This is a genomic window from Stenotrophomonas sp. YJH_SMC_19, from assembly GCF_059367915.1.
Genome location: NZ_JCAFRI010000025.1, coordinates 44,004 through 64,162, shown reverse-complemented (window position 1 = coordinate 64,162; position 20,159 = coordinate 44,004). Strand labels below are relative to the sequence as shown.

Genomic DNA, 20,159 nt, shown 5'->3' with positions numbered 1-20,159 from the left:
GCTGGTCCCTGCCTAAGGCCAGCCAGGGCGCAAGACCAAAGGCTGCCGGCCAGCGGCCGGCACTACCGTGCCCGTCTCATGGAGGGGCCAAGTCCCTCCATCAACACAGTTGCTACACGGACGTACTTGCGGCGTCCCCGCAATCCGACATCGCCCCGCCATCCCACGGAATGCCGCTCTGGCTCTGGCTCTGGCCGTTGCATTGAGCAGGTGCAGGGCTGCAAGCCCTGCCGAAACCCTCCCAACCATGACTGCAGTCACTTGTCCCCACGCCCCGCGCTGGCGAAAGTCGAGGAGTTGACGTGATCGGTCCGGCCCATTGCCAACCGCACGCAAGCGAGAGAGAGAAACGCTGTGCAACGACGTGAGTTCCTGGCTTTTTCCGGTCTGGGCCTGGCGGGCCTGCTGCTGCCGCATTCCCGTGCCATCGCCGTCGAGCAGCTGCTCGCCCCGGTCGATACCGCCCAGCGCAGGCGCCTGGCGGACGTGGCGCTGGCCGCCGCACGCACTGCCAAGGCCAGCTACTGCGATGTCCGCATCGGCCGCTATCTCAACCAGTCGGTCATCACCCGCGAACACCAGGTCGGCAATGTGACCAACCGCGAGTCGTCCGGCGTGGGCGTGCGCGTGATCGTCAACGGCGCCTGGGGCTTCGCCGCCACCCATCAGCAGACCGAGGCCGCCGTGCGCGCCGCAGTCGAGCAGGCGGCCGCAATCGCACGCGCCAACGCCAGCATCCAGACCCGGCCGGTGCAGCTGGCGCCGACGCCGTCGGTCGGCGAGGTGCGCTGGAAGACCCCGATCCGCAGGAACGCAATGGCGGTGCCGATCCAGGACAAGGTCGAACTGCTGCTGGCGCTCAACGCCGCGGCGCTGAATGCGGGTGCCGACTACATCAATTCCACCCTGTTCCTGGTCAACGAACAGAAGTACTTCGCCTCCAGCGACGGCTCGTTCATCGACCAGGACATCCACCGCATCTGGCTGCCGTTCACCACCACCGCCATCGACAAGGCCAGCGGCAGGTTCCGTACCCGCGCTGGCCTGTCCTCGCCGATGGGCATGGGCTACGAGTTCCTCGATGGCGATGCGAGTGGCAAGGTGCAGCTGCCCGGTGGCATCACCGCCTACCGCGATTCCTACGACCCGGTCGAGGACGCCATCGCCGCCGCCCGCCACGCGCGCGAGAAGCTGAAGGCGCCGTCGGTGAAGCCCGGCAAGTACGACCTGGTGCTGGACCCGTCCAACCTGTTCCTGACCATCCACGAGAACGTCGGCCACCCGCTGGAGCTGGACCGCGTGCTCGGCTACGAAGCCAACTACGCCGGCACCAGCTTCGCCACCCTGGACAAGCGCGATGCGGGTTTCCGCTGGGGCAGCGACATCGTCACCTTCTTCGCCGACAAGACCCAGCCGGGCAGCCTCGGCGCCGTCGGCTACGACGATGAAGGGGTGAAGACGCAGCGTTGGGACCTGGTGCGCGACGGCATCCTGGTTGACTACCAGGCCACCCGCGACGAGGCCCATATCCTCGGCCGCGATGCATCGCATGGCTGCAGCTATGCCGATTCCTGGTCCAGCGTGCAGTTCCAGCGCATGGCCAATGTCTCACTGGCACCGGGCAAGCAGCCGCTCAGCGTCGAGGACATGATCAAGGACGTGGAGAACGGCATCTGGATCCACGGCCGCGGTTCGTATTCGATCGACCAGCAGCGCTACAACGCGCAGTTCGGCGGCCAGCTGTACTACCAGATCAAGGACGGAAAGATCGCCGGCATGGTCGAGGATGCGGCCTACCAGATCCGAACGCCGGAATTCTGGAATGCCTGCACGGCCATCTGCGATGAACGCGATTTCCGCCTGGGCGGTTCGTTCTTCGACGGCAAGGGCCAGCCCGGCCAGGTCTCGGCGGTCTCGCACGGTTCGTCCACCACCCGCTTCAACGGCATCAACATCATCAACACCGCGCGCAATCTCGGCGCTTGAGCCACCCATCCTTCGACATGGAGAGCAGCCTTGCAAAGACGTGACTTCCTGGCCCTGACCGGGCTTACCGCGGGCGGGCTGATCGTGCCCTCCTTCTTCGGCAAGGTGATCGCTGCCGAACAGCTGCAGAGCTCGCTGGACCTGGGGCTGAAGAAGCGCCTGGCCGATGCGGCGCTGGCCGCCGCCCGCCAGGCCGGCGCCACCTACTGCGACGTGCGCATCGGCCGTTACCTGCGCCAGTTCGTGATCACCCGCGAGGACAAGGTGCAGAACGTGGTGAACACCGAGTCCACCGGCGTGGGCATCCGCGTGATCGTCAACGGTGCCTGGGGCTTTGCCGCCACCAATGCGCTGGGTACGGCCGATGTGGCCAAGGCCGCGCAGCAGGCGGCGGCGATCGCCAAGGCCAATGCCGGCGTGCAGACCGCTCCCGTACAGCTGGCCAAGGCGCCGGGCGTCGGTGAGGTGAGCTGGCGCACGCCGATCCGCAAGAATGCGATGGAGGTGCCGATCAAGGACAAGGTCGGCCTGCTGCTGGACGTCAACGCCGCCGCAATGGGCGCCGGTGCCAGCTTCGTCAACTCGATGCTGTTCCTGGTCAACGAGCAGAAGTACTTCGCCTCCACCGACGGCTCCTACATCGACCAGGACGTGCACCGTATCTGGGCGCCGATGACGGTCACCGCCATCGACAAGTCCAGCGGCAAGTTCCGCACCCGTTCGGGCCTGTCCTCGCCGATGGGCCTGGGCTACGAGTACCTGGATGGCGCCGCCGCAGGCAAGGTGGTCGGCCCCAATGGCGTGGTCAACTACAGTTCTTCCTACGACATGAAGGAAGACGCCATCGCCGCTGCCAGGCAGGCGCAGGAAAAGCTGAAGGCACCGTCGGTGAAGCCGGGCAAGTACGACCTGGTGCTCGACCCGTCGCATACCTGGCTGACCATCCACGAATCGATCGGTCACCCGCTGGAACTGGACCGCGTGCTCGGCTACGAAGCCAACTACGCCGGCACCAGCTTCGCCACCCTGGACAAGCGCGAACAGCATTTCCAGTACGGCAGCGAACTGGTCAACATCTTTGCCGACAAGACCCAGCCGGGCAGCCTCGGCGCGGTGGCGTACGACGATGAAGGCGTGAAGTGCAAGCGCTGGGACCTGATCAGCAACGGCAAGCTGGTGGACTACCAGACCATCCGCGACCAGGCCCACATCCTCGGCAAGACCGAATCCGACGGCTGCTGCTATGCCGACTCGTGGTCCAGCGTGCAGTTCCAGCGCATGGCCAACGTGTCGATGGCACCGGGCAAGAAGCCATTGAGCGTGCCGGACCTGATCAAGGACGTGGAGAACGGCATCTACATCATCGGTGATGGTTCGTTCTCGATCGACCAGCAGCGCTACAACGCGCAGTTCGGCGGCCAGCTGTTCTACGAGATCAAGAACGGCCAGATCACCCGCATGCTGGAGGACGTGGCCTACCAGATCCGCACGCCGGAGTTCTGGAACGCCTGCACCGCCGTGGCCGACGAACGCGATTACCGCCTGGGCGGCTCGTTCTTCGACGGCAAGGGCCAGCCGGGCCAGGTCTCGGCGGTCTCGCACGGTTCGTCCACCGCGCGCTTCAACGGCATCAACGTCATCAACACCGCACGCAGCCTCGGCTGATCGGTCAGGAGCCCTTACACCATGAGTATCTTCACCGAAGCCCAGGCCAAGGCCATCCTCGACAAGGTCATCGCCCTGTCCAAGGCCGACGAATGCACCGCCGTACTGGCCGGCGCGATCGACGGCAACATCCGTTTCGCACTGAACAATGTCTCCACCAGCGGCATCGTCGACAACACCGAACTGGCGGTCACCGTTGCCTTCGGCAAGCGCGTCGGCACGGCCTCGATCAACGAGTTCGACGATGCCGCGCTGGAACGCGTGGTGCGCCGTGCCGAAGACCTGGCCCGCCTGGCCCCGGAAAACCCGGAGTTCATGCCGGCCATCGGCAAGCAGACCTACCGCGCCAGCCCCACCTTCAGCGAATCCACTGCCGCGATCGATCCGGCGTTCCGTGCCAAGGTTGCCGCAGATTCAATCGCGCCGTGCCGTGGCCATGGCCTGATCGCCGCCGGCTTCCTCGAAGACGGCCAGGGCTTCCAGGCCACCGCCAACAGCAACGGCAACTTCGCCTACCAGCGCACCACCAACTTCAATTACACCTGCACCGTGCGCACCGAGGATGGCCGTGGTTCGGGCTGGGTCGGCCGCAACCTGAAGGACGCCGCCGACTTCAAGGCCGACCAGGACATCCGCATCGCCATGCGCAAGGCCACCGAATCGGCCGAAGCCAAAGCGCTGGAACCGGGCAAGTACACGGTGATCCTGGAGCCGGCTGCGGCGGCCGGCCTGATCAGCTTCATGATGAACTTCTTCAGCGCACGCTCGGCCGATGAAGGCCGCAGCTTCCTATCCAAGAAGGGCGGCGGCAACAAGCTGGGCGAGCAGGTCTACGACCCGCGCGTGACCATGATCGCCGACCCGTGGCACCCGGACGCACCGGTGCTGCCCTGGGACAACGAGGGCCTGCCCCGCGAGCGCATGGCCATCATCGAGAACGGCAGGATCGCCAACCTGGACTACTCGCGCTTCTGGGCGCAGAAGCAGGGCAAGACCGCCAAGGCGTCGCCGGGCAACCTGCTGATGAGCGGTGGCGACAAGAGCACCGCCGAACTGGTTCGCGGCACCCAGAAGGGCATCCTGGTCACCCGCACCTGGTACATCCGCATGGTCGATCCGCAGACCGTGCTGCTGACCGGCCTGACCCGCGACGGCACCTTCTACATCGAGAACGGCCAGATCAAGCATCCGGTGAAGAACTTCCGCTTCAACGAATCGCCGGTGATCATGCTCAACAACATCGAAGAGCTGGGCAAGCCGGTGCGCGTGGCCGGTGATGAATCCAGCTACGTGATGATGATCCCGCCGATGAAGCTGCGTGATTTCACCTTCACTTCGCTGTCCGACGCGGTCTGATGGATCGCCGGGCCTGCCTGCGCTGGTTGGCCGCTGCCGCTTCGGCGGCGGCGCTGCCAGCCTGGGCACAGGCAGGCCCGCGCAGTTCGCGCTACGACTTCTGGTTCACCCGCCTTCAGTACGACTCCGGTGACTGGGACGTGGACGCGCGCATGCCGTCCAACCTGATCACCTCGCTGATCGACTACACCTCGCTGCGCGTGGACCCGCAGGAACACGTGGTGGCGCTGGCCGACCCACGCATGCTGGAAGCGCCGTTCTGCTACCTGGCCGGGCACACGCTGGTGGAATTCAACGCCGCCGAGCGGCAGAACTTCGTGCGCTACGTGCGCAATGGCGGCTTCGTCTTCGTCGACGACTGCAACCACGATATCGACGGCCTGTTCGCTACCTCGTTCGAGGCGCAGATGGGTCGCCTGTTCGGGCCCAGGGCATTGCAGAAGCTGCCCAACAGCCACCCGCTGTACCGCAGTTTCTTCCGCTTCCCGGATGGCCCGCCTGCCACCAGCTTCGAACTCAACGGCTGGGGCGACGACCTGGTGCACGACTACCTGAAGGGCATCGAGGTCGACGGCCGCCTGGGCCTGCTGTACAGCAACAAGGACTACGGCTGCGAGTGGGACTACGACTGGCGCAACAAGCGCTTCCTGGCCGAAGACAACACCCGCTTCGGCGTCAACATCGTGATGTACGCGTTGAACAACTGATAGGACCTGCACGCCCATGACCTCCCCCGACCTCGATTCCCTGCTGCCGCGCCTGGATGAGCTGCGCGCCGCGCTCGCACGCGCAGTGGTGGGCCAGAACACCGTGGTCGAGCAGCTGCTGATCGGCCTGCTGGCCGGCGGCCACTGCCTGCTGGAAGGCGCACCCGGGCTCGGCAAGACCCTGCTGGTGCGCTCGCTCGGCCAGGCACTGGAGCTGCAGTTCCGGCGCGTGCAGTTCACCCCCGACCTGATGCCCAGCGACATCCTCGGCACCGAGCTGCTGGAGGAAGACCACGGCACCGGCCATCGCCACTTCCGCTTCCAGCAGGGCCCGATCTTCACCCACCTGCTGCTGGCCGACGAACTCAACCGCACCCCGCCCAAGAGCCAGGCCGCACTGCTGGAAGCGATGCAGGAACGCACGGTCAGCTACGCTGGTACCACCTACGCGCTGCCCGCGCCGTTCTTCGTGCTGGCCACGCAGAACCCGATCGAGCAGGCCGGAACCTACCCGCTGCCGGAAGCGCAGCTGGACCGCTTCCTGCTGCACGTGCTGGTGGATTACCCCAGCGAAGACGAGGAGCGGCAGATCCTGGAACAGACCACCGGCGGTGCCACCGACGCGGTGCCGAAGGTGATGGATGCCGACGCGGTGATCGCGCTGCAGGCCGCGGTGCGCCAGGTGCATGTCAGCCCGGATGTGCTGGCCTGGATCACCCGCCTGGTGCGCGCCAGCCGGCCCGGCGACGGTGCTCCGGCGGCGATCAACCAATGGGTGAAGTGGGGCGCCGGCCCGCGTGCCGGCCAGTCGCTGGTGCTGGCAGCGAAGGCACGCGCACTGCTGCAGGGCCGTTTCGCCGCCACCCGCGAGGACGTGCAGGCGCTGGCCGCGCCGGTGATGCGCCATCGCCTGCTGCTGTCGTTCGCCGCCGAGGCCGAGCAGAAGCGTGCCGACGACGTGGTCGCCGCGCTGCTGCAGGCCGTGCCCTTCCCGGGTTGAGCCACGCGTGAACGCAGGTACGCCGTTGACCCTGCCGCCGGAACTGCGTGCGCGCCTGCGCCTGCTGCGGTTGCGGCCGCGCCTGGCCAGCGGTGCCAGTGGCATCGGCCAGCACGCCAGCCGCAGCCGCGGTGCCGGCCTCGAATTCGCCCAGTACCGTGCCTACGAACCGGGAGACGAACTCCGCCAGATCGACTGGAAGCTGTATGCACGCTCGGACCGCTTCTTCGTGCGCGAGTCCGAACGGGAAAGCCCGATCACGGTCTGGCTGCTGCTCGATGCCACCGCCTCGGCCGGCCAGGCGGATCGCGCGGCACCGCAGCACTCGCGTCTGGACCATATGCGCGGCGTGGCCGCGTGCGTGATTGAGCTGGCCTTGCAGCAGGGTGACCGTTTCGGCCTGCTGGCGATCAATGGCGATGGCCTGCAGCTGGTCCCCGCGGCGAACGGCGCGCGCCAGCGTGATCGCGTGCATCTGCAACTGCACGCCCTGCAGGCGCGCGGCGCCTGGCCTGCGGCCGATCGCCTTCGGCCGCTGTGGGAGCGCGTGCGCCCGGGCGACCTGCTGCTGGCAATCGGCGATGGCTTCGACGATGCCGGCATCGTGCTGCTGGAACAACTGGCCAGCGCGCGCCGCGAAGTGGCACTGCTGCAGATCCTCACCGCCGACGAGCGCGACTTCCCGTTCGACGCCGGCCACCGCTTCCGCGACCCGGAGACCGGCGAGGAACTGCTGGGCGATGGCGCGGCGATCCGCGCTGACTACCTGCAGCGCTTCGCCGACGCACGCAGCGCATTGCATGCGCGCCTGCAGGCCAACGGGATTGCCAGTGCCACCGGCTGGCTCGACCAGCCGCTGGACCAGGCGCTGCAGGCGCTGTTTGGCCGTGGGGGCGATGCATGACCCTGCTGTTCCCGCTCGGCCTGGCCGCGCTCGCCGCAGGGTTGCTGCCGCTGCTGATCCACCTGGCCCGCCGCCATCCGTACACGCCACTGGATTTCGCCGCGCTGCGCTGGCTGCGCGCGCAGATACGGCCACGCCAGCGCATCCGCTTCGATGACTGGCCGTTGCTGCTGGTGCGCCTGCTGTTGCTGGCCGCACTGGCCCTGCTGCTGGCACGACCTGTGTTGACTGGCCCGACGGCGCCTCCCGCTGCATGGACCGTGGTAGCGCCGGGACTGGATGCTACGACCCTGCGTGGAACGGCCGAGGATGGCAACTGGCACTGGCTGGCACCCGGCTTCCCCGCCATTGATCAGGCACCCCCTGCAGCCACCGACTCCCTGCCCAGCCTGCTGCGCGAACTGGACGCGCAGCTGCCCGTCGGCACCGCATTGACCGTGCACGTTCCCGATCCCCTGCCCGGCCTGGATGGTGCCCGCCTGCAGCTGTCGCGCGACGTGCAGTGGCACACGCAGCCGATGCCGGTCACTGCGCAACCGAGTGCCGCGACGTCGCCGCGCCTGCGCGTGCACAGCGATGCTTCCGCCACTGCCCAGCGCTGGTTGAACGCACTGCAGCGCGCGTGGGGCGTGCAGGCACCGCTTGCTCCGCTGCCGGCGGATGCCCTGCCGGAGCGCGGTGAGATCGGCGTGTGGAGCCGCAGCGATGCACTGCCGGCGAACTGGCAGGCGTGGCTGCGCGGCGGCGGTCGTGTCATGACTGCCGGCAAGCCTGCTGCCAGCGCCCGCATCCTGCTGCGCGATGCCGAGGGCGCACCGCTGCTGTGGCAGCAACGCATCGGCCACGGCTATCTGCTGGCGCTGCCGGGTGGCTGGAATGCCGCCAGCAACCCTGCGCTGCGCGATCCGCGCCTGCCACGTGCCCTGCTGCTGGCGCTGCAGCCGCCTACGGCCCCGCGCCTGGGCGATGCACGTGACCAGGCACCGCAGCGGACCGCATTGCCTGCTGCAACACCACCGCTGCGTGAGCCCACGCCTTGGCTGTTGCTGGCCGTCGTGCTGCTGTTCGCGCTGGAACGCTGGATGGCCAGCAGCGCCCGGCGCAGGGTGGGCGCATGAATGCCCTGCAACACGCCTGGCAACGCGCGCGCCGCCGCCGTGCGCTCATCACCCTGCTGCTGTGCCTGCCGTGGGCGCTGGCCGCAACGATACTGGCCCTGCGTCTGGCAGGCTTCGATATCGCCTGCGTCGTCGGCACGATCAGCCTGCTCGCGTGTGCGGCCTTCGCCACTGCACGTGCCCGCCAACTGGACCGGCAGTGGCTGCAGCGCCAGCTCGATGGCAGTGGTGCCAGCGAGGACAGTGCCGATCTGCTGTTCGCCGATGCCGCCACGCTCAATCCGCTGCAGCAGCGCCAGCGTGTGCATGTGCTGGCCATGCTGGAACGCGCGATGCCGGAGCTGCGTCCGCGCTGGCCGCGTGGGGCACTGGCGCTGTACTGGATCGCAGGCCTGGCCATTGTTGTGCTGGCATTCGGCTGGCCACGTTCCAGCCCCGGCTCCGTGCCTGTCCGCACGCCGACGCCTGGCAGCGCTGCTGCTGCGGGCCCGCTGCGGCTGCAGTCCACCCGCCTGCGCATCGACGCGCCGGCCTATACCGGCCAGGCCACGCTCACCCAGAATGCGCTGGATGCGAAGGTTGCCGCCGACAGCCGGCTGTCCTGGTCCCTGCGCTTCGACCGCGCCCCGGACAAGGCATGGCTGCAGTTCCACGATGGTCGCCGGTTGCCACTGAGCGAGCGCGAAGGACAGTGGCAGGCGCAGGATGTGGCACGTATGCCGCTGCTGTACCGCGTGGTGAGCGAACCGGCACTGGCAGAGACCCGCCTGCATCGGCTGGATGTGGTGGCCGACCGTGCACCCAGCGTGCGCGTACTGGAACCCACGGCCAGCCTGGTGCTGGGCACGCCGGGGCAACGGCAGTGGGCACTGCGCTTCGAGGCCAGCGACGATTACGGTGTCGCGGCGCAGGCAACGCTGTCGATCACCACTACCCAGGGCAGCGGTGAGAACATCACCTTCGTAAAGCGCAACGTCACGCTTGCCGGCAGCGGTGAAGCCACCGCGCGGCGTTTCGCCCACACCCTTGATCTGGCTGCGCTGGGCGCGCAGCCGGGCAACGATGTCATCGCCCAGCTGGAAGTGCGCGACAACCACGCGCCAACACCGCAGACCGGGCGCAGCAGCAGCGTGATCCTGCGCCTGCCCAGCGCCGAGGTTGCACTCGGTGCCGAACTGGAAGGCCGCATCAAGAAGACCCTGCCGGCCTATTTCCGCAGCCAGCGGCAGATCATCATCGATGCCGAAGCGCTGATCCGGCAGCGACGCAGCCTTGCCGCCGAGGACTTCGTGAAACGCAGCGATGCGATCGGTGTCGACCAGCGCATCCTGCGCCTGCGCTACGGCCAGTTCCTGGGCGAGGAGAGCGAGGGCGCACCCAGGCCACCGCCGACCAGCGACCTGCCCACCAGCGATGCGCCGGCTGCAGACAGCCACGACGACGATCACGATCACGGCCATGGCGGCGAGGCCGGAGCGCACGATGAGCATGGCCACGATCACGGCGGCAAGGCGTCCAATGCCGATGCGCCACCGGTGTTCGGCAGCGCCACCGATGTGCTGTCGGAGTACGGCCACACCCACGACCATGCCGAGGCCGCGACCCTGCTCGACCCGCAGACCCGTGCCACGCTGAAGGCCGCGCTGGACCAGATGTGGTCGGCCGAAGGCGAGCTGCGCCAGGGCCGTCCGGAGCAGGCACTGCCGTTCGCCTACAAGGCACTGGGGTTCATCAAGCAGGTGCAGCAGGCCGAACGCATCTATCTGGCCCGGGTGGGGCCGGAGCTGCCGCCGATCGATGAAGGGCGCCGGCTGGGTGGCGATCGCGCCGGGCTGGCCAGTCGCGAACTGCCGCTGGCCGCACGCACGCCGCCCGACCCGGCCATCATCGAAGCCTGGCAACGCTTCGGTGATGATAACGGCGCACCGGATCTCGATGCGCTGGCGGCCTGGCAGCAGCGCAACGCCGCCTACCTGCCCGATGCACTCGATCTGGCTGCGGCCATCGAGCAGCTGCGCATCGAGCCCGACTGCGGCGACTGTCGCCAGCGCCTGCGCGCACAGTTGTGGCGGGCGCTGCAGCGTCCGCTGCCACAGGCGATGCGGCGCAGTGCCGCCGATGCGATGGGCCAGCGCTACCTCGACGCGCTGGAGGCGCAGCCATGAACGCCTCCGCTGTGAACCTGTGGATTGCACCGGCACTCGCTCTGATCGTGGTCATCGCCAGCGTGCGCCAGCTGCGTGCGGACACTGCGCACCCTGGCCGCCGGTGGGTCGTGATCGCACTGCAGATCATCGTCGCCACGCTGCTGTATTTCTGCCTGGCGCCCCCCACCCGCCAGCAACCCGCAGGCGGGCTGGTCGTGCTTGGCGTCGATGCGGGCAAGGCCGGCGCACTCCCGGCCAGCGAAGGCCCGCTGTTGCTGTTGCCGGAAGCTGCCGATGTGCCCGGCGCACAGCGCGTACCCGACCTGGCCACCGCGCTGCGCCAGCATCCGGCCGCCACGCTGACGCTGGTCGGTGCGGGCCTGGTCGCACGTGACCGCGACGCGGTGCTGCCGCCGGATGTGCGTTGGCAGGCTGCACCGGAGCCGCGCGGCTGGATCGCGCTGCAGCCGCCGGCCGATGTCGCACCCGGTGCCCGCTTCGACGTGCTGGCGCAGGCGCGTGGCGCGGCCAAGGCGAAGGCCGAACTGCTCGACCCGGCCGACAGCGTGGTCGATCGCACGGAGGTTGCCGACGACGGCCGCGTGCAGCTGAGTGGTATCGCCCGCGCCGAAGGCCGCAGCGTGTTCCAGCTGCGCCTGCTCGATGCCGACAGCCATGTGGTGGACAGCGTACCGGTGCCGCAGCAGACCCTGCCGTCCGCACCGCTGCGCCTGCTGGTGCGCGCCGGCGCGCCGGGTCCAGAGCTGAAGTACCTGCGGCGCTGGGCAGCCGATGCAGGCATCCGTGTGCAGGTGCAGGCGGATACCGGGGCCGGACTCAGCATCGGCGATGGCGCGGTGTCGATCGATGCAGCATCGCTCACGCGCAGCGATCTGTTGCTGCTGGACGAGCGCAGCTTGGCGGCATTGAGTGCGGGCCAGCTGGCCGCCGTGCGCCAGGCGCTGCGCGATGGACTGGGCGTGCTGGTGCGCAGTGCGGGCGCACCTTCGGCCAGCGCGCGGCAACGCCTTCGCGATCTGGGCCTGCCATTGCAGGGTGATGGCAGCAGCCACCCCCTCGAACTTCCCGGCGATGGCGAAAGCGCGGTCCTCGCCGCACGCCGTGGCCCGCTCGCCGCTGGCACATTGCCGACCGGCTACGGCGAAGAGGCCGACCACAGCTCGCACAGTGCCGCGCTGCCTTCGCTGGAAGCACTGGCGTTGCAGGCGCCGGGCAGCAACGCGCTGCTGCACGATCGGGGCGGCCAGGCCGTCGGCGGCTGGCGCGCGGTCGGCAGGGGCCGCATCGGCCTGCTGCCGCTGACCGACAGCTGGCGCTGGGTGCTGGCAGGCCGCGATGACCGCCACGGCGAACTGTGGAGCGACGTGGTTGCCACGCTGGCACGCGCGCAGGGCAGCGGTGATGCGCTGTGGTCACCACAGCCCATCAGCTGGGCAGGCGAACGGCAGGCGCTGTGCGGCGTGCAGGCGCCGCTGCAGGCCTTCAACCTGCGTGGCGACAGCGTGCCGCTGATCGCCGATGGTGCAACGTCGGCACTGCGCTGCGCCGGCTGGTGGCCCCGTGAGGCAGGCTGGCAGCGCCTGCAGCATGGCGACAGTATCGTCTGGCGCTATGTGTTCGACCCAAAGGACGCCGCTGCACTGCATCGGCAGGCGATGATCGATGCGACCACGCAGGCGTTGGCCTCCAGCACGTCGGCGAACGCGTCGGTGATGCAGCCCGTGCCGGGCTCACGCTGGCCGTGGTGGCTGGCGTTCGTGTTGTGCGCATCGCTGCTGTGGTGGCTGGAACGGCGGCGCTGACCCCGGGGTCGGATCCCTTTCGCCCGCGGAAGGGCTCTGCCCCCCTCCGTCAGGCGTCCTTCAACGCTTGCCCGCGCGCCGGTACACGCCGTTGAAGCGCACGTTCATGCCACCGCATTCGCTGTTGTCGGCCACGATCAGCACCTCGCCCAGCGAATGCACGCGTACCTTGCAGGTGTCCTCGACGAACTCGACGTCGGCACCGCGCGGCGCGGCGCGCGCTTCCACCTGGCCCATGTTCGGTCCGTAGGGACGCTGCTCCGGCGTGGGGTTGGCGGAGGGCCAGTAGGCGTCCCCCTCCACATGCAGTTGCCCACCCTGCACGGTGATGCGCAGGCCGTTGTCGCCGTCCTTCCAGTTGCCCGCCCAGTCCTGCAGCGACGGCACGGCCACCGGCAATGGCTGCAGCTTGCTGCGGTCCACCCAGCCGGCACTGCCACCCACCCTGTTCGGGAAGAACGCGCAGCGATAAGCGCCCAGGTCGCGCCCGGTCACCACCGTATCGCCGTTGACCACATAGCTGCGCTGTCGGCAGGCCGGTTCGCCCCTGGCCGGGCAGCCGTCCATGTCGCCAAGCAGGTACAGGCGCGGTGCATCGACCACCCGCGCCAGTGCGAACCGGCTCTGTTCGGACGGGAACGCGCCATTGCGGCAGGCGCCGTCATCGGCGATGCCGGAAGCGAAGGCGGAGGCCGGCAGCAACGCGGCCAGCAGGCAGATCGAACGCAGGAACATGGCAGCACTATTGGTGGGGAAGCCGGCAGGATATACCGGGCTACTTCACCGGCGGCGCGTCGCCAGCATTCTGTTCCTGGGAGAACAGCAGCGCGCGCCGCTGCTGTTCCGCACTGAGTTCCGGCGGCGGCCGCGCCACGGCGGCCTGGATCTGCGAAGGTCCACCCGTGAGCTTGTTCACGCCCTTGGCGGCCGCCATCACACCCTTGACCACGCCCATCATGATGTAGCCGCCGCCCATGCTCACCTGCTCCGGCGATGGCGGTTCGCTCCAGTCACGGCTGAAGCGGTTGTCGCCGAACTTCACCGGGTTCTTGAAGCGGTAGAGATCCAGCGGCTCGTCTTCCGGCTTGAGCGCACGCACTTCGCCGAGGGTGGTGACGTTGTCCTGCGGCAGAGCGGTGGAGATCGGTGCGGTGGTTGCCGCCGAAGCATCGACCGGGGGAACGGGCGCAGGATCGGGCACCGCCACCGGCGCGGCCTGCTGCGCCTGCGCGATGCCGGCCAGCAGCATGCCGGCCAGGAGGGCTCCCTGCGTTCCACGTCGTGCCACAGCCATCCACCTGTTGGTTGCGTCCAGCGCCCAAGGATACGGATGCCGGCTTCAGATTTCGTTGCTGCACTGGCAGCTGTTCAGCCAGGGGAGATGCGGCGACGCCACGGGACGCGGGCACTGAACGGTTCACGCCCTCCGTGTGCGGTGTCTCACATCCTGAGACGTGAGTGTGGTGCCATGTGACCCCTCGCAATCCGTCCCGGCTCCATCTTCCATGGCCTACGAACTCGCCAAGCGCACCGCCGATGCTGAGCAGAAGCTCGCCACGCGCGACGGCCTGCCCGCCCGCGACGGCGCCCTGCTCAGCGCGCGCCTGCAGCGCCGCTACCAGGACCGCATCACCGGCAGCTTTGCCATTCCCGGCCGCGAAGGCCGCTATGCGCCCATTCCCGGGTCGGTACCGCCGGCCCTGGCCGCCGCCCTGAAGGCGCGTGGCATCGAACAGCTCTACAGCCATCAGGCCGAAGCCTGGGAGGCCAGCCAACGCGGCGAGCACGTGGCCATCGTCACCCCCACCGCCAGCGGCAAGTCGCTGTGCTACACCCTGCCGGTGGTCAGCGCCGCGATGCAGGACAAGGCCAAGGCGCTGTACCTGTTCCCGACCAAGGCACTGGCCCAGGACCAGGTGGCCGAGCTGCTGGAACTCAACCGCGCCGGCGACCTGGGCGTAAAGGCCTTCACCTTCGATGGCGACACGCCCGGCGATGCACGACAGGCCATCCGCCTGCATGGCGACATCGTGGTGTCCAACCCGGACATGCTGCACCAGGCCATCCTGCCGCATCACACCAAGTGGGCGCAGTTCTTCGAGAACCTGCGCTACATCGTCATCGACGAGGTACACACCTACCGCGGCGTGTTCGGCAGCCACGTCACCAACGTGCTGCGCCGGCTCAAGCGCATCTGCGCGTTCTACGGCGTGCAACCGCAGTTCATCCTGTGCTCGGCCACCATCGGCAACCCACAGGCGCATGCCGAGGCGCTGATCGAGGCCCCGGTGACTGCCATCACTGAATCCGGTGCGCCCAGCGGGCCGAAACAGGTGCTGCTGTGGAACCCGCCGGTGATCAATCCGGACCTGGGCCTGCGCGCCTCGGCGCGCTCACAGAGCAACCGCATCGCGCGCATCGCGATCAAGTCCGGGCTGAAGACCCTGGTGTTCGCGCAGACACGTTTGATGGTGGAAGTGCTGACCAAGTACCTGAAGGACATCTTCGACCACGACCCGCGCAAACCGCCGCGCATCCGCGCCTACCGCGGTGGCTACCTGCCCACCGAGCGGCGCGAGACCGAGCGCGCGATGCGTGCCGGCAACATCGACGGCATCGTCAGCACGTCGGCACTGGAACTGGGCGTGGATATCGGCAGCCTGGACGTGGTCATCCTCAACGGCTACCCCGGCAGCGTGGCCGCCACCTGGCAGCGCTTCGGCCGCGCCGGCCGCCGCCAGCAACCCGCACTGGGAGTGATGGTGGCCAGCTCGCAGCCGCTGGACCAGTATGTGGTTCGCCACCCGGACTTCTTCGCCGAGGCCTCGCCCGAGCACGCGCGCATCGCGCCGGACCAGCCGCTGATCCTGTTCGACCATATCCGCTGCGCGGCCTTCGAGCTGCCGTTCCGGGTCGGTGATGGCTTCGGCCCGATCGATCCGGAGGTGTTCCTGGAAGCGCTGGCAGAGACAGAAGTGATCCACCGCGAAGGCGAGCGTTGGGAATGGATCGCCGACAGCTATCCGGCCAACGCGGTCAGCCTGCGTGCGGTGGCCGACGGCAACTTCGTGGTGGTCGACCGCAGCGATGGCCGCCAGCAGATCATCGCCGAGGTCGATTATTCCGCCGCCGCGCTCACCCTGTACGAGGGCGCCATCCACATGGTGCAGTCCACGCCGTACCAGGTGGAGACGCTGGACTGGGACGGCCGCAAGGCCTACGTCACCCGCACGCATGTGGACTACTACACCGACAGCATCGACTTCACCAAGCTCAAGGTGCTGGACCGTTTCGATGGCGGCGTGGCCGGCCGTGGCGATTCGCATCATGGCGAAGTGCACGTGGTGCGCCGCGTGGCCGGCTACAAGAAGATCCGCTATTACACCCACGAGAACATCGGCTACGGACCGGTCAACCTGCCCGACCAGGAACTGCACACCACTGCGGTGTGGTGGCAGCTGCCGCAGGCGCTGCTGCTGCGCGCGTTCGCCAGCAAGCAGGATGCGCTGGATGGCTTCCTCGGCGCCGCATATGCACTGCACATCGTCGCCACCGTGGCGGTGATGGCCGATGCGCGCGACCTGCAGAAGTCGGTGGGCAACGGCGATGGTTCCTGGTTCGCGATCGCCGACCAGAGCGGCCGCGGCCAGCTGCGCGGCAGCGAGGGCGATCCCGGTGGGGTGGAGCTGCTGCAGGAGTTCGTGCCCACCGTGTACCTGTACGACAACTTCCCCGGCGGCGTCGGCCTCAGCGAACCGCTGTGGCAGCGCCAGGCCGAACTGGTGCAGCGCGCGCGCGAACTGGTGCAGCGCTGCGACTGCAGGGCCGGCTGCCCGGCCTGCGTGGGCCCGGTGCTGGCCGCGCAGGAAGACGATGAGACTTCGCCGCGCGCGCTGGCGCTGCGCGTGCTCGACCTGTTCGATGCCGACGCCTGCCAGCACGTGCCCGACGTGGTGGTGACCACGCGCGACCCGATGGAGCTGCTGGCACCGTGAGCCTGAGCCTGGACAAGCTGCGCCTGCTGCGCCGGCAGGCCGGCGACCCGAAGGCGAGCACACCGGCCGCGCCGGACGTGCCCCCTGCGCCACCGGCACCCGTGGCCGCGAACGATGCGCGGCAACCACCGGCCGAACGTTCGGTGTTCGCCTGGGTCGAACAGGAGATCCGCCACAAGCCGACCGGCGCTGCGGTCTCCACACCGGCACCCGCACCGCTGCGTCGGCCGGAAGTGGGCGGTCTGCATCGCCTGCTCGGCCTGCGTTCGCGCGGTGGAGCCGCGCCGGCGCGCGCCAGCGCGCAGGATCGTCAGCTGCCCGGCGAGGAGATCGCGCCGGGCCTGTTCCTGATCGAATCGCTGCAGCCGCAACCAATCCCGACTGCCCCGCTGTCATTGGCCTTCGCCAAGCGCGAGGACCAGCACGTAGCTGCGCGCGACCTGCTGTTCTTTGATACCGAGACCACCGGCCTGGCCGGTGGCACCGGCACGCGTGCCTTCATGATCGGCGCGGCCGACTGGCACGTGTGCCCGCAACGTGGCGAAGGCCTGCGCATCCGCCAGCTGCTGATGTCCACCATGGCTGCGGAAGAAGCGATGCTGGCCACCTTCGCCAGTTGGCTGCAGCCCTCCACCGTGTTCTGCAGCTACAACGGCCGCAGCTACGATGCGCCGCTGCTGAAGGCGCGCTACCGGCTGGCGCGCCAACGCGATCCGATCACCGCGCTGGACCATGTGGACCTGCTCTACCCCACCCGTCGCCGCTATCGCGGCACCTGGGAGAACTGCAGGCTGTCCACCATCGAGCGCCAGCTGCTGCGCGTAGTGCGCGAGGACGACCTGCCCGGCTCGGAAGCGCCCGGCGCATGGCTGCGCTTCCTGCGCGGCGGCGACGCGGTGAACCTGCGCCGGGTGGCCGACCACAACCATCAGGATGTGGTGACGCTGGCCCTGCTGCTGCAACGATTGGTGCACGAGGAGCAGCGCGAGCGCGAGACGCTGGCGCTGGTCGGGCAATAGGCCTTGACGCGGCCTGACGGTGGCAGCGGCGACACTGCCGCCACCATCCACGCCTGGAGCCCGACGATGCGCCTCAATCCCCTGGTCCTGCTCGCCATCCTGCCCTTGGCCGCCTGCAGTCATGCCGGCAGCAGCACCTCCCACGATCCCGCGCCAGCGCCCGTGGCCGATGCCGCGCACGAATGCAAACCGGAGGCGCTGGACGCCTTCACCGGCAGGACCGCCGACGAAGCCACGATCAAGAAACTGGTGGCTGACAGCGGCGCGCGCGGTGCACGGGTGGTCAAGCCGGGCATGGCGGTGACCATGGACTTCCGCCAGGACCGCGTGACCGTGCAGGTGGATGCGCAGAACCGCATCGAGCGCGCCAGCTGCGGTTGATGTTCCCAGGGTAGTGCCGGCCGCTTGCCGGCACCCCCCATTGCCGGCCAGCGGCCGGCACTACCGATCAGAGTCGCTCGGCCTTGCCACTGGCCAGTGCGCGCGCGATCACCTGCTGCGCCTGCTGCGATGCCTGCGCATGCACGCGTGCCTGGCGCTCGCCCAACGCGGCCTGTTGGCTGCCCAGCGCCGCCTGGCGGCTGGCCAGTTCAGACTGCTGGCTGGCCAGGCGCTGCATGGCGCGGGTGCGGCTGGCACGCGCGGTTTCGTTGTCCACTTCCTGCATCGCACGACGCGCCTCGGCGGCAGCCTCACGTGCGGCCTCACGTGCAACCGCCGCGTCGTTGGTCGCGCCCCGCGCCGCCTTCGCCGCTTCGGCCGCCGCTTCGCGGTTGATGTCATGCGCGGCCATCGCACTGCGCGCGGCCTCCGCTGCGGCCAGTGCCAGGCGGCGCGCCTCTTCACCCTGCAGACGCCCCATCTCACCCATCTGCTTGCCCAGGTCGCCCTGCTGGCGGCCCAGCGCACTCTGCTGGCGGCCCAGTTCGCTCTGCTGGCGACCAAGGTCCGCCGCACCGGCATAGGCGCGCTGCAGCGACTGGATCAACATCGGGTCGCGCACCACATAGCGCTTGTCGCCCTGGCGGAACCACAGCGCCGGACCCTTGCCGAGCTGCCTGCGGGCCACCATCACGTCGTCCATGCCGCCGTTGGCGAAGGTCGAATCACCATCGACCAGCACGAAGGCCTCCCGGGGCGACTTGCCCAGATCGAGGCGACCGTAGGTCGTGATGGAGGAGGTGGTGGTCGTGCCGTCATGGTCCTCATCCATGCCAGCGGCATCGTCGACATAGGCCGCATCGGCATCGTCAGGACCGGAGGGTTCTTCCATATCGGCCGGTTCTGCGGGCGGTGCGGGAGCCACCGGCTCGGCCGGAACGCGCGCGGCCGAGGCTGGTGCGGGCGGGGCTTCCGGAGCCTTCGGCGGGGGCGGCACCACGGCCTTCGGGGCGGCCGGAGGTGCGGGCGGGGCCGGCGGCACCGGCGCTGCGACCAGCCGCATCGGTGCCACGCCCACCACCACCACCACAGCGGTCAGCGCCACCGCCAGCAGACGCGGGCAGGACCGGTGCGACTGCAGCGAAAGCAGGCGACGCTTGAGGCTGGTGGTGCTCGGTGCGGCGCTGGCCACGCCCAGATGCGGCTGCGGGGCCACGCCCAGCTGCAGCAACAGGCGGCCATAGGCCTGGCGGCTGGCGCCATGCTGGCCGACCACCGCCGCATCCACGGCTTCCTCGCGGGCCTGCGCGTATTCGCGCACCGACAGGCGCAGCAGCGGGTGGAAGAAGAACAGGTGCTGGGCCAGCGCGGGCAGCAGGCCCCATTGCAGGTCACGGCGCTGCAGGTGCTGCAGTTCGTGGGTCAGTGCCAGGTCCAGCGCATCGCCCTGCAGGACGTTGTCGCCGGCCGGCAGCAGCAGCACCGGGCGGAACGGCCCGACCAGCTGCGGTGCCTCCACCTGCGTGCTCATCCACAGCCGCGGCGCACCGCGCACGCCGTGGGCATCGGAGGCCAGCTGCAGGGCCTGCACCAGCGCTTCGTCCTCGCAGGGATACGCCGCAGCCAGCAGTGCGCGGCAGCGGCGCCACTCACCGAAGGTGCGCAGCGCCATCACCAGCACGCCGGACAGCCACAGCGCGGACAGTGCGACCGCCCACCACGCAACTGCCGGTACTTCGGCCGCGGGCAGCGGCATCGCGGCCAGCAACTGTGCAGAGGCCTCCGGGGCCAGCGGGTAGACGATGTCAGCGGCCACGTCGGTCGCGGTCATCGCCACCGCCTGCGGCGCCGGCAGCCAGGCCAACTGCAACGGCTGGCTCCAGAACAGGCCGAGCACGGCCTGCAGCGAGACCAGCCACCACAGGCGGCAGCGGGTCGCCGCCGACAGCGACGGCAGCGCGCGGCACAGGCCGTACACCAGCGCCACCAGCAGCACGGTCTGCAGGCTGGTCCAGCCCAACCGTTCCAGCATCGGGATCAGCATCGTGGTGTCCATGG

At 68.9% G+C, this 20,159-nt stretch carries 15 protein-coding genes; 12 read left to right on the top strand and 3 right to left on the bottom strand.

All coding sequences use genetic code 11. From position 1 onward, the window contains the following. Nucleotides 1-354: 354 nt before the first annotated feature. Genes AC5P5R_RS19520 through AC5P5R_RS19480 form a run of 9 tightly spaced genes read left to right on the top strand, consistent with a single transcriptional unit; the run spans nucleotide 355 to nucleotide 12,706 of the window. Entirely contained in the window at nucleotides 355-1,986 is a 1,632-nt protein-coding gene (locus tag AC5P5R_RS19520) for a TldD/PmbA family protein (protein ID WP_329751766.1), read from the top strand. A 30-nt stretch (nucleotides 1,987-2,016) separates the two neighbouring features. Continuing rightward, complete coding sequence (locus AC5P5R_RS19515; RefSeq protein ID WP_005407530.1) at nucleotides 2,017-3,651, top strand: TldD/PmbA family protein; 1,635 nt, start codon at nucleotides 2,017-2,019, stop codon at nucleotides 3,649-3,651. A 21-nt stretch (nucleotides 3,652-3,672) separates the two neighbouring features. Beyond that, nucleotides 3,673-5,007 (top strand): TldD/PmbA family protein, encoded by a 1,335-nt coding sequence (locus AC5P5R_RS19510; protein WP_005407529.1) that lies wholly within the window; start codon nucleotides 3,673-3,675, stop codon nucleotides 5,005-5,007. After that, nucleotides 5,007-5,714, top strand: coding sequence for a DUF4159 domain-containing protein (locus AC5P5R_RS19505; RefSeq protein ID WP_005411842.1), 708 nt, complete (start codon nucleotides 5,007-5,009; stop codon nucleotides 5,712-5,714). Before AC5P5R_RS19510 ends, AC5P5R_RS19505 begins: the two co-directional genes overlap by 1 nt. Before the next feature lie 16 nt (nucleotides 5,715-5,730). Continuing rightward, nucleotides 5,731-6,714: an AAA family ATPase gene (locus AC5P5R_RS19500; protein WP_100438144.1), complete on the top strand. Its 984-nt coding sequence runs from the start codon at nucleotides 5,731-5,733 to the stop codon at nucleotides 6,712-6,714. A gap of 7 nt (nucleotides 6,715-6,721) precedes the next feature. After that, on the top strand, nucleotides 6,722-7,618 hold the full coding sequence (locus AC5P5R_RS19495) for a DUF58 domain-containing protein (RefSeq protein WP_100438145.1): 897 nt from the start codon (nucleotides 6,722-6,724) through the stop codon (nucleotides 7,616-7,618). Beyond that, nucleotides 7,615-8,736: a BatA domain-containing protein gene (locus AC5P5R_RS19490; protein ID WP_060380524.1), complete on the top strand. Its 1,122-nt coding sequence runs from the start codon at nucleotides 7,615-7,617 to the stop codon at nucleotides 8,734-8,736. The genes AC5P5R_RS19495 and AC5P5R_RS19490 overlap by 4 nt, the downstream gene beginning before the upstream one ends. Then, nucleotides 8,733-10,901 carry a hypothetical protein gene (locus tag AC5P5R_RS19485; RefSeq protein ID WP_100438146.1) on the top strand — a complete coding sequence of 723 codons (2,169 nt, stop codon included), beginning with the start codon at nucleotides 8,733-8,735 and terminating at the stop codon, nucleotides 10,899-10,901. The genes AC5P5R_RS19490 and AC5P5R_RS19485 overlap by 4 nt, the downstream gene beginning before the upstream one ends. Beyond that, the gene (locus tag AC5P5R_RS19480; RefSeq protein ID WP_100438147.1) at nucleotides 10,898-12,706 is read left to right on the top strand and encodes a hypothetical protein; all 1,809 of its coding nucleotides are present in this window, start codon (nucleotides 10,898-10,900) and stop codon (nucleotides 12,704-12,706) included. The genes AC5P5R_RS19485 and AC5P5R_RS19480 overlap by 4 nt, the downstream gene beginning before the upstream one ends. Nucleotides 12,707-12,766: 60 nt before the next feature. On the opposite strand, the gene AC5P5R_RS19475 is transcribed toward AC5P5R_RS19480, so the two are convergent. Together AC5P5R_RS19475 and AC5P5R_RS19470 are read right to left on the bottom strand one after the other, a co-directional pair. Next, nucleotides 12,767-13,441, bottom strand: a complete 675-nt coding sequence (locus AC5P5R_RS19475) for a hypothetical protein (protein ID WP_100438148.1) — start codon at nucleotides 13,439-13,441, stop codon at nucleotides 12,767-12,769. A 40-nt stretch (nucleotides 13,442-13,481) separates the two neighbouring features. Continuing rightward, nucleotides 13,482-14,000, bottom strand: a complete 519-nt coding sequence (locus AC5P5R_RS19470; protein WP_088431894.1) for a hypothetical protein — start codon at nucleotides 13,998-14,000, stop codon at nucleotides 13,482-13,484. A gap of 211 nt (nucleotides 14,001-14,211) precedes the next feature. Here AC5P5R_RS19470 and AC5P5R_RS19465 point away from each other — a divergent pair, with 211 nt between their 5' ends. The 3 genes from AC5P5R_RS19465 to AC5P5R_RS19455 all read left to right on the top strand — a co-directional run bounded on the left by AC5P5R_RS19465 (nucleotide 14,212) and on the right by AC5P5R_RS19455 (nucleotide 18,101). Beyond that, a complete protein-coding gene (locus AC5P5R_RS19465; RefSeq protein WP_049449752.1) occupies nucleotides 14,212-16,701 on the top strand; it encodes a DEAD/DEAH box helicase in 2,490 nt (829 codons plus the stop codon). Then, entirely contained in the window at nucleotides 16,698-17,720 is a 1,023-nt protein-coding gene (locus AC5P5R_RS19460) for a ribonuclease H-like domain-containing protein (RefSeq protein WP_049460837.1), read from the top strand. Before AC5P5R_RS19465 ends, AC5P5R_RS19460 begins: the two co-directional genes overlap by 4 nt. Nucleotides 17,721-17,786: 66 nt before the next feature. Continuing rightward, nucleotides 17,787-18,101, top strand: coding sequence for an I78 family peptidase inhibitor (locus tag AC5P5R_RS19455; protein ID WP_062606883.1), 315 nt, complete (start codon nucleotides 17,787-17,789; stop codon nucleotides 18,099-18,101). A 67-nt stretch (nucleotides 18,102-18,168) separates the two neighbouring features. Here the strand turns inward: AC5P5R_RS19455 and AC5P5R_RS19450 are convergent, their stop codons facing one another. Then, complete coding sequence (locus AC5P5R_RS19450) at nucleotides 18,169-20,157, bottom strand: M56 family metallopeptidase (RefSeq protein ID WP_111722848.1); 1,989 nt, start codon at nucleotides 20,155-20,157, stop codon at nucleotides 18,169-18,171. Nucleotides 20,158-20,159 lie beyond the last annotated feature (2 nt).

Excerpts from the sequence above, each read along its gene's own strand:
- AC5P5R_RS19510 (WP_005407529.1), top strand. The coding sequence starts at position 3,673 with ATGAGTATCTTCACCGAAGCCCAGGCCAAGGCCATCCTCGACAAGGTC.
- AC5P5R_RS19485 (WP_100438146.1), top strand. The coding sequence starts at position 8,733 with ATGAATGCCCTGCAACACGCCTGGCAACGCGCGCGCCGCCGCCGTGCG.
- AC5P5R_RS19450 (WP_111722848.1), bottom strand. The coding sequence starts at position 20,157 with ATGGACACCACGATGCTGATCCCGATGCTGGAACGGTTGGGCTGGACC.
- AC5P5R_RS19500 (WP_100438144.1), top strand. The coding sequence starts at position 5,731 with ATGACCTCCCCCGACCTCGATTCCCTGCTGCCGCGCCTGGATGAGCTG.
- AC5P5R_RS19455 (WP_062606883.1), top strand. The coding sequence starts at position 17,787 with ATGCGCCTCAATCCCCTGGTCCTGCTCGCCATCCTGCCCTTGGCCGCC.
- AC5P5R_RS19470 (WP_088431894.1), bottom strand. The coding sequence starts at position 14,000 with ATGGCTGTGGCACGACGTGGAACGCAGGGAGCCCTCCTGGCCGGCATG.
- AC5P5R_RS19475 (WP_100438148.1), bottom strand. The coding sequence starts at position 13,441 with ATGTTCCTGCGTTCGATCTGCCTGCTGGCCGCGTTGCTGCCGGCCTCC.
- AC5P5R_RS19480 (WP_100438147.1), top strand. The coding sequence starts at position 10,898 with ATGAACGCCTCCGCTGTGAACCTGTGGATTGCACCGGCACTCGCTCTG.
- AC5P5R_RS19490 (WP_060380524.1), top strand. The coding sequence starts at position 7,615 with ATGACCCTGCTGTTCCCGCTCGGCCTGGCCGCGCTCGCCGCAGGGTTG.
- AC5P5R_RS19505 (WP_005411842.1), top strand. The coding sequence starts at position 5,007 with ATGGATCGCCGGGCCTGCCTGCGCTGGTTGGCCGCTGCCGCTTCGGCG.
- AC5P5R_RS19465 (WP_049449752.1), top strand. The coding sequence starts at position 14,212 with ATGGCCTACGAACTCGCCAAGCGCACCGCCGATGCTGAGCAGAAGCTC.